The sequence below is a fragment of the Escherichia sp. E14V7 genome (assembly GCF_004212225.1).
In the GTDB taxonomy this organism is placed as follows: Bacteria; Pseudomonadota; Gammaproteobacteria; order Enterobacterales; family Enterobacteriaceae; genus Escherichia.
This window is the reverse complement of sequence record NZ_RHJJ01000004.1, coordinates 160,643-176,334: the sequence shown is the minus strand read 5'-3', so window position 1 is coordinate 176,334 and position 15,692 is coordinate 160,643. Positions and strand designations below refer to the sequence as shown.

12 protein-coding genes are annotated in these 15,692 nt (G+C 48.5%); 4 read left to right on the top strand and 8 right to left on the bottom strand.

Annotation, left to right across the window (positions count from 1 at the left end; genetic code table 11):
- Positions 1–32 precede the first annotated feature (32 nt).
- The 5 genes from D9741_RS05215 to D9741_RS05195 form a co-directional block, all read right to left on the bottom strand.
- Positions 33–1,991 (bottom strand): SEL1-like repeat protein, encoded by a 1,959-nt coding sequence (locus D9741_RS05215; RefSeq protein ID WP_130218833.1) that lies wholly within the window; start codon positions 1,989–1,991, stop codon positions 33–35.
- Positions 1,988–3,688: a molecular chaperone HscC gene (locus D9741_RS05210; protein WP_130218831.1), complete on the bottom strand. Its 1,701-nt coding sequence runs from the start codon at positions 3,686–3,688 to the stop codon at positions 1,988–1,990. The genes D9741_RS05215 and D9741_RS05210 overlap by 4 nt, the downstream gene beginning before the upstream one ends.
- 241 nt (positions 3,689–3,929) lie before the next feature.
- Positions 3,930–5,876 carry a DNA topoisomerase III gene (topB, locus tag D9741_RS05205; protein ID WP_130218829.1) on the bottom strand — a complete coding sequence of 649 codons (1,947 nt, stop codon included), beginning with the start codon at positions 5,874–5,876 and terminating at the stop codon, positions 3,930–3,932.
- 4 nt (positions 5,877–5,880) lie between these two features.
- Complete coding sequence (gene selD / locus D9741_RS05200; RefSeq protein ID WP_130218827.1) at positions 5,881–6,924, bottom strand: selenide, water dikinase SelD; 1,044 nt, start codon at positions 6,922–6,924, stop codon at positions 5,881–5,883.
- A gap of 116 nt (positions 6,925–7,040) precedes the next feature.
- Complete coding sequence (locus D9741_RS05195) at positions 7,041–7,592, bottom strand: NAD(P)H nitroreductase (RefSeq protein ID WP_130218825.1); 552 nt, start codon at positions 7,590–7,592, stop codon at positions 7,041–7,043.
- 161 nt (positions 7,593–7,753) lie between these two features.
- On the opposite strand from D9741_RS05195, the gene sppA reads away from it, so the two are divergent.
- From sppA to pncA, 4 genes are all read left to right on the top strand, one after another.
- Complete coding sequence (sppA, locus tag D9741_RS05190; protein WP_130218823.1) at positions 7,754–9,610, top strand: signal peptide peptidase SppA; 1,857 nt, start codon at positions 7,754–7,756, stop codon at positions 9,608–9,610.
- Positions 9,611–9,725: 115 nt separating this feature from the next.
- On the top strand, positions 9,726–10,436 hold the full coding sequence (locus tag D9741_RS05185) for an SIMPL domain-containing protein (RefSeq protein ID WP_130218821.1): 711 nt from the start codon (positions 9,726–9,728) through the stop codon (positions 10,434–10,436).
- Positions 10,437–10,567: 131 nt separating this feature from the next.
- Entirely contained in the window at positions 10,568–11,584 is a 1,017-nt protein-coding gene (ansA, locus tag D9741_RS05180) for an asparaginase (protein WP_130218819.1), read from the top strand.
- 10 nt (positions 11,585–11,594) lie between these two features.
- Positions 11,595–12,236 carry a bifunctional nicotinamidase/pyrazinamidase gene (gene pncA, locus D9741_RS05175; RefSeq protein WP_130218817.1) on the top strand — a complete coding sequence of 214 codons (642 nt, stop codon included), beginning with the start codon at positions 11,595–11,597 and terminating at the stop codon, positions 12,234–12,236.
- Positions 12,237–12,337: 101 nt separating this feature from the next.
- On the opposite strand, the gene D9741_RS05170 is transcribed toward pncA, so the two are convergent.
- From D9741_RS05170 to ydjG, 3 genes are all read right to left on the bottom strand, one after another.
- The gene (locus D9741_RS05170; RefSeq protein ID WP_130218815.1) at positions 12,338–13,696 is read right to left on the bottom strand and encodes an MFS transporter; all 1,359 of its coding nucleotides are present in this window, start codon (positions 13,694–13,696) and stop codon (positions 12,338–12,340) included.
- A 119-nt stretch (positions 13,697–13,815) separates the two neighbouring features.
- The gene (locus D9741_RS05165) at positions 13,816–14,574 is read right to left on the bottom strand and encodes a DeoR/GlpR family DNA-binding transcription regulator (protein WP_130218813.1); all 759 of its coding nucleotides are present in this window, start codon (positions 14,572–14,574) and stop codon (positions 13,816–13,818) included.
- Positions 14,575–14,709: 135 nt separating this feature from the next.
- Positions 14,710–15,690: an NADH-dependent methylglyoxal reductase gene (ydjG, locus tag D9741_RS05160; protein WP_130218811.1), complete on the bottom strand. Its 981-nt coding sequence runs from the start codon at positions 15,688–15,690 to the stop codon at positions 14,710–14,712.
- Between the last annotated feature and the right edge of the window lie 2 nt (positions 15,691–15,692).

Genomic DNA, 15,692 nt, shown 5'->3' with positions numbered 1-15,692 from the left:
TCCTTATAACCAGACGATTTTCCCTGAGTTAATTAAATCCTTAGCAGACGTTTGCAATTTGCAGCCGTTTGTTCTGCATCCTGAATATCCTGTTCAGACATTAAGCATCGCAACGCATCTTTTTCAATCCAGGGATTGTTATTTCCGGCAATTGTTAACCACATCCATGCTTGTTTATTATCAATTTTAGTGCCTGTCCCCTGAGCATACATTGCTGCAGTCTGGTGTTGCGCTTCGGTCGCCCCTAAACGCGCCGCTTTTTCGTACCAGTGCAGCGCATGATTTTCATCTTTTGCGATATCTTTTGTACCGCAGAGATACATTTCGGCTAACAAAAATATCGCCTCTATTCGCCCACGCTGCGCTGCACCAGTAAGCCATTGAATAGCCTCAGCGTTATTTTCAGGATCATCATTGTTGGTTAAATAATATTTCCCCAATTCATACATGGCATCCCCGGAACCATTTTTTGCAGATATGGTAAACCAGTACAGTGCTTTTTCCGGATCCTGAGGAATTTTTTCGCTTTCACTATACAACCTTGCAGTATGATATTGTGCGTCAGGATGGTCCTGTTCCGCCGATTGCAAAAACCAACGATGGGCCTGCACCTCATCACGCGCCACACCAATACCTTGTATATACATTTGTCCCAACTCATATTGGGCCAGTTCATGCCCTTGTGTGGCGGCAGTTAAATACCACCGTAATGCTTCTTCATAATTTCGTAATGGCTCAACAGCAAAGCGGGAGATACAGGCAAGTTCATATTGCGCAGATGATTTGCCATTTTCGGCTGCAAGTAAAAACCATTTTCTTGCCTCACTAATGTTCTTGTCCGTCCCCTTTCCATCGTTATACATAACGCCCAACGCATACTGAGCATCGATAACATTATGCTGCGCGGCGCGGGTAAACCAATTAAAAGCTAATTTTAGATCCTGTGAAACCTCATCACCTTCATAATACATTTTGCCAAGAGAATACCAGGCAAGTGAATAGCCTTGCTCTGCAGCATGTAAGCAGGACTGGAATACAGAAGATGGATAATAATAAAGACTTTTTAATTTTATAGCATTTAACAACTTTTCATATCCACTATGATGTTGCATTGCTAAATTATTGAAGCGTCCTGTTAATTTCCACTTGCGAATCATTTTTTCTTTTCGCCAGGAATATGATAAACGCTCTATTAACAATGCCATATAGTTGTCTGACAGCTCAAATTCAGCAACTTTATTTAATACTGCAATATCAAACCATTTCAGGCTCTCTTCACTATCCTTTAATGATTGATAAATCGTAGCCATTTCCTTCCCGTTTTCCATTTCTTCCAGTGGAGGCAAGTTACTGGCAAAGAAAGGGGTAATTTGTTTTTCGATGCGATAATAAAGAAGACAACTTTCGTTAATTTCTGTCTGGATAGCGGGTTGCCTACTGCCTGCAACTAAATGCCATCTGAACGTTTGTGCTGCAGCGAGAGTTAATAGTGGCCGGAATACCCGATGAAGATGCAGTAATAACGCTTCTTCAAAGCACATTCGTGAGCTGAGATCTTTATGCTCAAGGAAAGATAACGCCTTAGCAAGTTGCATGGGGGCGTGTTCGGGAATAGCTTCATTCTCCTCAAAGAGCATATCCAGAACGGCTTGCCAGGTGAGTTCCCCTTCTGATTTAACAGCGATGTCTGGAAGTGGATGACCAGAAAAGGTGTTGGGTGCGCGAAATGTCATCACAGGACGAGGATGAACAATCCCCCTGGACATATTGATCGGTTGCTCTTCTTCCTCTTCTTGCCACTGTTCTTCTTCATCTTCTTGCCACAGCTCTTCGTCGTCATAACGTAAAGCCTGTTCATAAGCATCGTGCAATTGTTGCCAGGCTTCGGGAGAATCTTCCGGGCGGCAATTTTTTACCAGTTGCGCATAACGACGCTTAATATCTCGTTCATCCACGCCAGGTTGTAAACCTAATATTTCCCAGCAGTTCATTGCAGACGCTCCCATTCCAGAGAGTCTAATGTAGGTTCAACTTTAGCCCGAAAATCAGCAAGTTGATCAGGATCCTGCTTCTCGAGTAGATAACTGAATTGACGAGAGCAATTGCTTATCCAGTCTCGTGTTTCCGCAAGCGTAAGTTGATAGAGGTTATCAAGACGGGCAATAAAGGCCTGGTTTATCTGTTCATCGCGTGGGTGAATTTTTAACAGGCTTAATTTGGACAACGACTGCTGTATTTGTTCTTCCGTTAATGCCCCTGGATTCTGTTCAATAACCAGACTATTTTTAGCCCCTGTCAGTGGCACGCTGATATCAACATCAAGAATACCGTTAATGTCGTACGTAAAACGAACATCAATACGCACAACACCGGCCGGTTTTGGGGGAACATTCACTGACAACTCCGCAAGGAAAATATTATCAGCCACCATCCTGCTTTCACCCTGGTAGATTTTAAAATTAACCTCTGTTTGTTGATCATGTGCCGTGTAAAAGGCACGAACGCGACTACAAGGAATACTTCTGTTACGTTCAATTACTGGTGCAAAATAACCTGATTCGCGGGTATGCCCCAGCGATTTAGAGGTATCAACGCCCAGCGTATAAGGGCAAACATCGGTCACTACTACATCTTGTAATTCGCTGTGGCGCACTTTAAGTGCGGCCTGAATAGCCGCGCCCTGAGCAATGACTTCATCAGGGTTTAAATGCATTCCCGGTATACGACCAAAAAGTCGTGTCACAAGTTTGCGAATCAGCGGCATACGTGTAGTGCCACCCACAAGAACGACCTGGTCTAATTGGCTAATATTAATTTTGGCATCGCGAATTGCCCGTTCCAGTGGCATACGGATTCGCTCGAAAAAGGTCTGTAATAAAAATTCAAATTTTTCTGTGGTCAGATGCCAGTAATATCGCCTTCCTTCAATCTCCATACTGAAAGTAGCTTCGTCGCGCAAACTAAGCACGCGTTTCACACGCTCCGCTTCAATGCGTAAATGGCGCTGGAGTGTCGGTTCACGCCATTCAATATTTTCAGGAAGATCCATACGAGAGCAATACGCATCGATCAGGATATCGACAATATCTTCACCACCTAAAAAGTTATCCCCGGCACTGGCACGTACTTCCATAATATTGTCAAACAACTCCAGTATGGAGACATCAAACGTACCACCACCTAAATCGAATACCAGAAATTGATGTTCATCATCTTTATTATGCAAACCATACGCCAGTGCAGCGGCGGTTGGTTCGTTAATTAAACGTTCGACGTTTAAGCCTGCCATTGTAGCTGCCAATTTTGTTGCTTTGCGTTGCACATCACCAAAATAAGCAGGTACGCTAATTACTGCTTCTGTTATCTCTTCACCTAAATAGCTTTCAGCATCTTCTTTTAGCTGACGTAATATCAGCGATGAGAGTTCTTCTGCCCGAAATTCACGTCCGCCCAATTTAAACGTCTTTGATGTGCCCATCATGCGTTTAAAATTGGCTGCGCAGTTTTGTGGTTTGATGAGTTGCAGGTCACGAGCGGCCTCCCCTGTCAAAACTATACCATCTTCATCAACACAAACTACGCTGGGCGTTAAAAACTTGCCTAACGCATTGGGGATCAGTTCACTTTGTCCATTTCGCCAGACTGCTGCCAGACTGTTAGTCGTCCCGAGATCGATACCGATAATCATAATTATCCTCTTCAAATAAATGAACTGTTTCTTTTATAGAGCAGTTATATATATTCGTTTTGTGAATAATGTTCACAACCCCTGCGTTTTAAAATAATTTATAATGATGCAGCCAATAACATTAATCACGTGAATATAAAGACATTCCGTTAATAATTTTAGCTGTGGATATTTATATCATAATAAATAAAGCCAATGGCAGAATATCTACCACTGGCTTTGTTTAAGAGTGGAAACCGAATTAATTAGCAGAATCCGTATTATCTTTTTTAGGCTTTGCCGCTTTTTTCACACGTTTATTGGGTGCTTTTTTAACTGACTCCCCACCTGGTGCCACAATTCCCCTGAACTGCCTGACCGGAGTGCTGCGAGCCTGATCAATCAGTTGGTAAAGCGTCCCCACCAGCGGTTGCATAAAGTCCTGGTAGCGACACTGCTTTTCGCTGATTTGCGTCAGCACCGATTCCCAGTGCGCGGTCATGTCCGGTCGCGTCGCCATCTCTGGCAGCGAATGGAATAACGCTTTTCCAGCGTCGGTGGAGTGGATGTAGCGCCCTTTTTTGGTCAGGAAACCACGCTTGAACAACAGTTCAATAATCCCGGCTCGGGTCGCTTCTGTTCCCAGACCATCGGTCGCACGGAGGATCTTTTTCAGATCTTTATCCTGAACAAAGCGCGCGATCCCGGTCATCGCCGAAAGCAGTGTTGCATCGGTAAAATGGCGTGGCGGCTGGGTTTGCCGCTCTACCACTTCGCCCTTCTCGCACAGCAACTCATCACCTTTCGCCACCACAGGCAGTGGCGTACCGTCGTTTTCTTCATCACGCTCTTTGCTGCCTAACAGCGTGCGCCAGCCTGCTTCAGCAAGAAAACGGGCTTTAGCGACAAATTTGCCTTTGGCAATGTCCAGTTCGATAACACACTTGCGGAACACCGCATCCGGGCAGAACTGCATCAGGTATTGACGAGCAATCAGGTTATAGACCTTCGATTCGTTCTCCGTCAGGTTGATGGCAGAACTACGCGCGGTCGGGATAATGGCGTGGTGAGCATCGACCTTTTTGTCATCCCAGCAGCGGTTGCGTAAATTCGGGTCAACCACCGGCTGCGGCAATAGTCCCGGCGCATGAACGCTGATGGCATTCATCACCGCGTGGCGTCCGGCAAAATGTTCTTCTGGCAAATAACGACAATCGGAACGCGGATAAGTGATTAGCTTGTGTGTTTCGTACAGCTTCTGGCAGATATCAAGCACGTTCTGCGCGCTCAGACCAAAGCGTTTTGCCGCTTCAATCTGCAACGCCGAAAGCGAAAACGGCAGCGGCGCGGATTCTGATTCCCGTTTATCGTTATAGCTGGTGACGATCGCCGGTTGACCACTGATGCGGTTAACCACATGCTCCGCCAGCGGGCGATGCAATAAGCGCCCTTCTTCATCCTGGTACGGTTCACACGCTTCGCTCGGTTGCCAGATAGCGGTAAACCGCTCATCGGCAGGTGTCACGATGTGCGCTTTGACTTCAAAGAAGTCTTTCGCCACGAAGTTTTCTATTTCTTCATCGCGCCGCACCACCAGCCCAAGAACGGGAGTCTGTACGCGCCCAACGGAAAGCACACCCTGATAGCCAGCATTGCGACCGAGAATGGTATACGCGCGGGTCATATTGATACCGTACAGCCAGTCGGCACGCGCTCGCGCCAGTGCAGAAACGCATAACGGTACAAACTCGCTATTGGAGCGAAGACGATCGATCGCCCGCTCAACCGCTTGCGGGTTCAGGTCGTTGATCAAGCAACGCTGAACTTGCTGGCGCTTTTCCGGTGCCAGTTGCAGGTAGTCCAGCACTTCATCCACCAGCAATTGCCCTTCACGATCCGGGTCACCGGCATGAACAATTTCGCTGGCTTCATGCAGAAAGCGTTTAATGACGTTAAGTTGTTTGGTTACGGAGGGGCGCGGTTGCAGTTGCCACTTTTCCGGGACAATCGGCAAATCCGCCAGATTCCAGCGCGCATAGCGGCTGTCGTAGACGTCTGGCTGCGCCTGCTCAAGCAGGTGACCGATACACCAGGTCACCACCTGACCATTGCCGCACTCGATAAAGCCATCGCCTTTACGGTGCGGTTTGGGCAGGACATCAGCAATAGCGCGTGCCAGACTCGGTTTTTCGGCTATAAACAACCGCATTGAATTAACGGATCTCAACCATGGCACGACCGCCGCGCGCTGGCACCAGTTCGCCAATCGCCGTCAGTTCAATGCCAAACTCGGCGGCTGTAGCTCTGACCTCATTTTCTGCTTCCGGCATGACCGCCAGCAGCAGACCGCCAGAAGTTTGCGGATCGCACAGCAGATCGCGCACTTCACGCGGCATTTCACCCATCAGATGACCGTAGCTGGCAAAGTTACGTTCGGTGCCGCCAGGTACTGCGCCCAACTTAATGTACTCTTCAACACCGGGGAGTTTCGGGATCGCTTCATAGTCGACGCGTGCCTGCACACCAGCCCCCTGACACATTTCGCTCAAGTGGCCCAGCAGACCAAAGCCCGTAACGTCGGTCATCGCTTTTACGCCTTCGATGTTGGCAAAGGACGCGCCTGCGATATTCATCCGGCACATCACTTCTGTCGCCAGTCCCTGATGTTCTGGTTTCAGCAGTGATTTTTTCTCAGCCGTGGTAAGAACGCCAATTCCCAGCGGTTTCGTCAGGAACAGTTTGCATCCGGCTTGTGCGGTACTGTTTTTCTTCACCCGCTCGGTCGGTACGATCCCCGTCACCGCCAGACCAAAAATCGGCTCCGGCGCATCGATGGAGTGACCGCCAGCCAGCGCAATACCCGCCTGACGACATGCATAACGACCACCTTCGGTCACTTCGCGGGCAATTTCCGGGGAAAGTTTGTTAATCGGCCAGCCAAGGATCGCAATGGCCATAATCGGTTTGCCGCCCATCGCGAAGATATCGCTGATAGCATTAGTCGCCGCAATGCGGCCAAAATCGAAAGGATTATCAACGATCGGCATAAAGAAATCGGTGGTGCTGATGACACTGGTGCCATTACCAAGATCGTATACTGCCGCATCGTCGCGGGTTTCGTTTCCCACGAGCAAATTCGGATCAACAAACTTCGCCTGCTCGCTGTGCAGAATGGTTTCCAACACTTTTGGGGAAATTTTACAGCCGCAACCTGCTCCGTGGCTGTATTGGGTCAAACGAATCGAGTTCTCGCTCATGGACATCTCCTGTCAATGCAATCCGGGTATGGTAACCTTCATTCCGTGAAGTGATAAGTGAGAGTGTCTGAATTCCTGCGCCTTTGCTCATAATCCAGACAGTTTTGCGAAAATTATCAAAAATAAGTCACAAACGGCGTCGGATCCGGAACGTTAATCGACGTTGACGCTTTCAATTGCGGCGTGCCGAGATAGAGAAAGCCGACAATTTTATCCTGCTCCCGACAGCCGAACGCCTCGCGCACCACCGGACTTTCGGTTAACCCACCACTACGCCAGATGCCGCCAAAGCCCTGGGCAACCGCCGCCATTTGCATCGCCATAACCGCGCAACCCGCAGACATCTCCTGCTCCCAACGCGGGACTTTATGATTTTCTTCACATTTCGCCACCACGGTGATGATGAGCGGCGCACGGAACGGGGCATTACGGGCTTTGTCGATAGCTTTATCATCACTACCCGCAGCAATTGCACCCTGTTGCAGCACGGTACTGAAACGTTCGCGGCCTTCCCCTTCAATCACAAAAAAATGCCACGGTTGCATGGACTTATGGTCCGGTGCACGCATTCCGGCACGCAGGATATTTTGCAGTTGTTCGCCAGTCGGCGCAGGTTCAGCCAGACGTGAGGCGCTTCGGCGGTTGATCAATAGTTCGAGTGCATCCATTTGATTAACTCCTGTCATGATGTTTATTCACAAAATTAACACGAGAGTGGATTTTGTTACAGCACAGTCCGCGATTCCTGCTGACAAGTGCCGGTTGGGTCATTACGATAACCACATCTATTGCACCTGCAACAGGTGTGACCTTTAGTCTGGGAGAATACATGCGAACCCTTTGGCGATTTATTGCCGGATTTTTTAAATGGACGTGGCGTCTGCTCAATTTTGTCCGTGAAATGGTACTTAACCTGTTCTTTATTTTCCTCGTGCTGGTTGGCGTGGGGATCTGGATGCAGGTCAGTAGTAGCGATACCAAAGAAACCGCCGGTCGTGGCGCATTACTGCTCGATATTTCAGGCGTGATCGTCGATAAGCCCGACAGTTCGCAGCGGTTTAGTAAGTTAAGCCGCCAGCTGCTTGGCGCCAGTTCCGATCGTCTGCAGGAAAATTCGCTGTTTGATATCGTGAACACGATTCGCCAGGCTAAAGATGACCGGAATATCACCGGTATCGTGATGGATTTGAAAGATTTTGCGGGCGGCGACCAACCGTCTATGCAGTACATCGGCAAAGCCCTGAAAGAGTTTCGTGACAGCGGTAAACCGGTTTATGCCATTGGCGAGAACTACAGCCAGGGGCAATATTATCTCGCAAGTTTCGCCAACAAAATTTGGCTGTCCCCGCAAGGCGCGGTTGATCTGCACGGTTTTGCCACCAACGGTCTGTACTACAAATCGTTGCTGGATAAGCTGAAAGTTTCCACCCATGTGTTCCGTGTGGGTACGTATAAATCTGCCGTTGAACCGTTTATTCGTGATGATATGTCCCCGGCGGCTCGCGAAGCCGATAGCCGTTGGATTGGCGAACTGTGGCAAAACTATCTCAACACCGTTGCCGCTAACCGCCAGATCCCTGCCCAGCAGGTATTCCCTGGGGCGCAAGGGCTACTTGCTGGCTTAACCAAAACGGGTGGCGATACTGCGAAATACGCGCTGGACAACAAACTGGTCGACGCGCTGGCAACGAATGCCGAAATTGAAAAAGCCCTGACCAAAGAGTTTGGCTGGAGCAAGGCTGATAAAAATTATCGCGCCATCAGTTATTACGATTACGCACTGAAAACTCCGGCAGATACCGGCGACAGCATCGGTGTCGTCTTCGCTAATGGCGCGATTATGGATGGCGAAGAAACTCAGGGGAATGTTGGCGGCGATACGACTGCGGCACAAATCCGTGACGCTCGCCTTGATCCGAAAGTGAAAGCGATCGTTCTGCGCGTAAACAGCCCTGGCGGTAGCGTAACGGCTTCTGAAGTGATTCGCTCTGAACTGGCAGCCGCCAGAGCCGCTGGCAAACCGGTTGTTGTGTCAATGGGCGGTATGGCGGCATCCGGTGGTTACTGGATCTCCACGCCGGCCAATTACATTGTGGCTAACCCGAGCACCCTGACCGGTTCTATCGGTATCTTCGGCGTGATCACCACTGTAGAAAACAGCCTGGATTCGATTGGTGTACATACCGATGGCGTGTCTACATCACCACTGGCAGATGTTTCCATCACTAAATCACTGCCGCCAGAAGTGCAGCAGATGATGCAATTGAGCATTGAGAACGGCTATAAACGCTTTATCACGCTGGTTGCTGATTCGCGTAATTCGACGCCAGAGCAGATTGATAAAATCGCCCAGGGCCATGTCTGGACCGGTCAGGATGCAAAAGCGAATGGGCTGGTCGATAGTCTCGGTGATTTCGATGATGCAGTTGCCAAAGCGGCTGAACTGGCAAAACTGAAACAATGGCATCTGGAATATTACGTCGATGAACCGACCTTCTTCGACAAGGTGATGGACAACATGTCAGGTTCAGTCCGGGCAATGCTGCCAGATACACTCCAGGCCATGCTGCCTGCGCCGCTGGCCTCGGTCGCTTCAACCGTTAAAAGCGAAAGCGACAAGCTGGCAGCCTTTAACGATCCGCAAAATCGTTACGCGTTTTGCCTGACCTGCGCCAACGTGCGTTAATTCCTGCAAATATGTGGCCGATATGCTGTCGGCCACACTCCTGAACCGGACTGTCTTTCACTCCCTGTCTCCACTACATTCCCTTGCTCATTTAGCATCTGATATGGAGTCATCAGTGAATAAGGCACCCTCTTTAATTGCCGCTATTGTCCTCGGACTGGGGATCAGCGCCTGTGGTTATTTTGTTGGCGATGGTGTTAAACATCTAAAAACCAACAACCGTTATGTGAACGTGCGGGGGCTTTCAGAAAAAGAAGTTCGCGCAGATACGGCTGAGTTAACAATTGCTATCAACTTTAAGGGTAATGTTCCTGGCGAACTGTTCCCGAAACTTGAAGATGCGCAGAAAAAGATTGTTGCCGAATTCCACGCTCAGGGGATTAACGACAAAGAGATCAACGTGGGTCAATGGACAAGTAAGCGAACGGATGCCTTTTACCTCAAAGATGATCCGACGATGCCACGCTATAACGCTGACGGGTCTGTTACGATAAAAACGCATAACGTTGCTGCCGTCGAAAAAATCGTCGCTAAATTAAACGACCTGCAAATCGCCACAGATGGCGCGATCGCTGATAGCAAAATCGCCTACCGCTTTAATGGTATTGGCGCAGTTCGCGCGGAGATGATTGCTGCCGCAACGAAAGACGCACGTAACGCAGCATTACAGTTTGCGACGGATTCAGGTAGTCAGGTGGGGTCCATTAGCGATGCGTCACAAGGCGTGTTCCAGATTTTCGCCAGTGGCAGTGACGAAGATGATCCCTCGGCGATTAACAAAACGGTGCGTGTAGTCACGACCGTAACCTATGCGTTGCAGGATTAACCATTTTTCTCCGGCGGAACGCTAATCCCTCTGTTCCGCCGGGCTTTTCTCATATCCACAGAGTATCCAGGTGCGCTTGCCGCCCCTCACGTATATACTTTTGCTCTTTCGGTATCATTCATATCAATATCATGCAAAAGAAATCAATTTACGTTGCCTACACGGGCGGGACCATCGGGATGCAGCGTTCCGAGCAGGGATATATTCCGGTGTCGGGCCATCTACAACGCCAGCTGGCGCTGATGCCAGAGTTCCATCGCCCGGAGATGCCGGATTTCACCATTCATGAATACACGCCGCTGATGGATTCTTCTGATATGACGCCAGAGGACTGGCAGCATATTGCTGAAGATATTAAAGCGCACTATGACGACTATGATGGTTTTGTCATTCTGCACGGCACTGACACGATGGCGTATACCGCCTCTGCGCTGTCGTTCATGCTGGAGAACCTCGGAAAACCGGTTATTGTGACAGGGTCACAAATCCCATTGGCCGAGTTACGCTCTGACGGACAAATCAATTTGCTGAATGCGTTGTACGTTGCGGCGAACTATCCCATCAACGAAGTCACACTCTTTTTTAATAATCGCCTGTATCGCGGCAACCGCACCACCAAAGCCCATGCCGATGGTTTTGATGCCTTCGCGTCACCAAACCTTCCACCGTTACTGGAAGCGGGTATTCATATTCGCCGTTTAAATACACCGCCCGCCCCACACGGTACTGGTGAGCTGATCGTTCATCCGATTACACCACAGCCGATCGGCGTAGTGACGATTTATCCAGGGATTTCTGCTGACGTCGTACGTAACTTCCTGCGTCAACCGGTTAAGGCGTTGATTCTGCGCTCTTATGGCGTGGGTAATGCGCCGCAAAACAAAGCATTCCTGCAAGAATTACAAGAAGCCAGCGATCGCGGAATTGTGGTGGTTAACCTGACACAATGCATGTCCGGTAAAGTGAATATGGGCGGTTATGCCACCGGTAACGCCCTCGCCCATGCCGGTGTTATTGGCGGTGCGGATATGACCGTAGAAGCCACGCTAACCAAACTGCACTACCTGCTCAGCCAGGGACTGGATACCGAAACCATTCGCAAGGCCATGAGCCAAAACCTACGCGGCGAACTGACGCCGGATGATTAAGGAGACTGTAATGCCCCAACGCGCTCTGTTACTGGTCGATTTACAAAATGATTTCTGCGCTGGCGGTGCGCTGGCTGTTGCCGAAGGCGATAGCACGGTTGATGTTGCTAATGCCCTGATAAGCTGGTGCAAAGCGCGCGGTGAAGCGGTCGTCGCTAGTCAGGACTGGCATCCGGCCAATCACGGCAGCTTCGCCAGCCAGCAAGGTGTAGAGCCTTATACACAGGGTCAGCTCGATGGCCTACCGCAAACCTTCTGGCCCGATCACTGTGTGCAACACAGCGAAGGTGCGGCGTTGCACCCTCTGCTGGCGCAAAAGTCGATTGATGCCGTGTTTCACAAAGGCGAAAATTCTTTAGTCGACAGTTACAGTGCCTTTTTTGATAACGGGCGGCGGCAGAAAACCGAGCTCGATGGTTGGTTGCGCGACCATGAAATCAATGAATTGATCGTTATGGGGCTGGCTACGGACTATTGCGTGAAGTTTACCGTCCTGGACGCATTACAGTTAGGTTATAAGGTGAACGTGATTACCGATGGCTGTCGTGGCGTGAATATCCAGCCGCAGGACAGTGCGCACGCGTTTATGGAGATGTCAGTTGCCGGAGCAACATTGTACACGCTGGCAGACTGGGAAGAGACGCAGGGATAAAATTAGTCAGATCCATCTCTGGCCTACAATTCCTTAATTACATCGTAGGCCAGATAAACACGCCAGCGTTGCATCTGGCAATTGACACAATCAGCGAAGATTCAATTCGCACCAGAAATTCGTTCCAGCGACACCTTCCGCGTTTCGATGCCAAAAATGGAGAGGACCAGCGCACATAACACCAACATGACACCAAGCACCATAAAGACCGTTATCGAACCATAATGTGTTAATAACGCCGCGACGCCATAAGGAGTGAAGACCGCGACGATTCGTCCTACTGCATTAACAAATCCCGAGCCGCGCAGGCGTAAATGGGTTGGCCAAAGTTCCGGGATATACACCGCAGACGCGAAACAAACATACATATAAAGAAAGAAGATCATTACCAGACCATAGCCTAAAATAGCCCATTCTGTAGTTTGTATCGAATATATATATCCCAACACAGCAATAATTATAAGCAAAGACGAGCCAAATAATCGGCGAGGAAAGTGATCAATAACTAACGCAGCAATGAATATTCCCACCGGAGCACCAATCATAATAACAGCGGTCATTAATATCGATTTATCAACATCAATACCAGAGTTAACAAATATGGTCGGTATCCATACGGTGATAGTATAAAGCGAAATATTCATTGCAATTAAAACCGTAATCGCGACTAACGTGCGCCGCAACATCTCGCCTTTAAATAGCAACCAAAAAGTACCACTGATTTCATGACTCCGACTTTCGCTTTGCCTCAAAGCAAGTGGTGGTAGATGAATACCCTTCTCTTTTTCGATTTGCTGCTCTACTTCACGAAGTTGCCTTTCTGCTCCCGTTAATTGTCCAATACCCGCCAGCCAACGAGGCGACTCAATAAAATATTTACCAGAAAGTAACCATGCTAATAATATCCCAACACCGCCCAGCAGAAACATTATGCGCCAACTGAAGAAAGCGATAACGACAACGCCAATCGCCGCAGACAACATGGGCGACCAGTTGCCGACAAATGAGAGTCGCGCGGACCATTTTCCACGAACCAGAGCGGGAATAAACTCAGTAAATGAAGCATAGCCAACCATAATCAACGCCCCCATTCCTGTCCCCATCAGGAAGCGAAAGAAGATGAGCCAGTACATATCAGGGACGAAAGAAGCGCCTGTCGCCGCAATACCGACAATCAGAAGGTTTATGCGGAATGCCCGGCGCCGTCCACAGTAATCACCAATGAATCCACCGGCAAGCGAACCGATGAAATAACCAAACATCAATGCCGACGTAAAAGCAGCATTGAGGAAATTATTTGACCATCCATTGCTTACCAGCTTTGCTAAGACGACATTACCGGAGTAACTCAAAAAGCCCGTTAATAACAGACTAAAACTTATAATGCCAAATATACGATAATGAAACCGGGCCAAAGGCAAGCGGTCCAGTCTTGCGCCAATTTGATCATATTGTTCCATTTGGTGCCTCGAATTTTGCTAAAAAAGGTAGCAATTGCGGCAAATTTACTTGCCGCATTTTTATCATCATTTTATTTCACAGGCGCTGGAACAAATAACATTGACAACGTGTGTTTAAGCTACCACACCAGCTGGATATTATTGTCTTTGCAAAATTCTTCCCATTCTGCACCCGGTGATTTATCAGTTATTATGTAATTAATATGACTAAAGTCAGCTAACTGGACAAAAGCCTTGCGATCAAACTTGGAGTGATCGACTAATAACGCGACTTCTGCCGCCTGGCGGATCATTGTCTTTTTGATTTCAGCTTCAGCTTCGTTCGAGTCCAGCGCGCCACTGTTAATATCAAGACCTTTACAACTCATCACCATAATATCGACGTGATAACGACTGATGATCTCTTTAGTAATTCGCCCTTGCAGAGAAAGCGTGTTTTTGTTCAGTTCCCCACCGGTTGAAACAACTTTAATTTCTGACTGAGCCAGAACATGAATGGCTTCCGCCGAGTTGGTCAGCAACGTCAGGTCACTACGGTCCTGTAACAATTTGAGCAATTCCATAACGGTACTACTGGAATCGGCTGCCATCGTCGTTTTATTGTCGATAAAGGGTAGTGCCTTGCGAGCAATAAGTTGCTTCTCTTCATAAAACGACGAAGCGCGCTTATAAAAATGAATATTTTCCGTCAGCATCGCTGTATTTAAAACAGCGCCACCATAAGTTCTGGTCAAAAAACCTTCATCTTCCAGCTTCTCAAGATCGCGGCGAATGGTTTCTTCGGTTACCTGAAAAATCGAGCTCAAATTCGAAACCGTTACTTTTTTATCGTTGGCAACCATCTGTTTAATTGCCTGAATCCTGTCTTTTGCCGCCACGATTACACCCCTGTCTCTTTTACATCACATTAGCGCGATTATCGCATAAGCGATGTTTACTTTCAAAATAACCTGTTTGAATCACAGATTTTCATCACAGTTTTCAAAGAAACAGAGGTGGTTCGTGTGGAGTAGTTAACGCCCCAGGGCCTCTGCCATTCCCCTCATCAATATTGCATCAGCATCCGATAAGTTGATATTCAGTGCCGCCACGTTTTCGCGTACCTGTTCCGGCGCGGTTGCTCCACTAAGAATGGAGATTAAATCACTCTGTTTTAATATCCACGCCAGCGCCAGAGTAGGAATTGTGCACTGATAACGCGCACAAAGTGGCCGCCACTGTTCAAGCATATCAATCACTTTGAGCATATTTTCACGCTGGAACCAAACTTTATTTGCCCGTGCTCCGCCCGGAATATAATCGCGAGTGATGGTACCTGTCAGCAGTCCTTGCTCTAACGGTGAATAGACCTGAACCACAATGCCGTTATCCTGACATAGCGGCAGCAGTTCGTTTTCCATTGCCCGATCGAGGATGCTATATTTCGCCTGAATAATATCCAGCTCACCATATCGCAGATATTCGCGTATATGGTCAGCTTCGACATTAGCAGCGCCTATCGAACGAATCTTCCCCTCAGCCTTCAGTTCATTAAGTACTGCTACGGTTTCTGCAATCGGCGTAAAACAAGGCGGCACCGACTGCCAGTGCGTCATGTAAATATCGATGTAGTCAATGCCGAGACGTTGCAAGCTGGCATCAACTTCTTCGCGGATAGATTCAGGAGAGAGGTTTTTGTACAACTGACGATCGCCGACTTTGTTGAATAAACTGCCTTCTCGTTCCCAGACAATACCGCATTTCGTTTCGACGACAATTTGTTCGCGAGGCAATTGTTTTAACGCCTGCCCGACAATAACTTCACTATTCCCAAAGTTATATCCTGGCGCAGTATCAATCAGGTTAATACCGCAACGATGAGCTTCAATAATTGTATCAATACAAATTTGCCGATCGAGATCGCCATTCCATGCAGGGCCTCCGCCAATGGCCCATGTCCCCAACCCCATCCGAGAAAGCGTTATATCCGTTGTGCCTAAAGATATCATTTTCATTT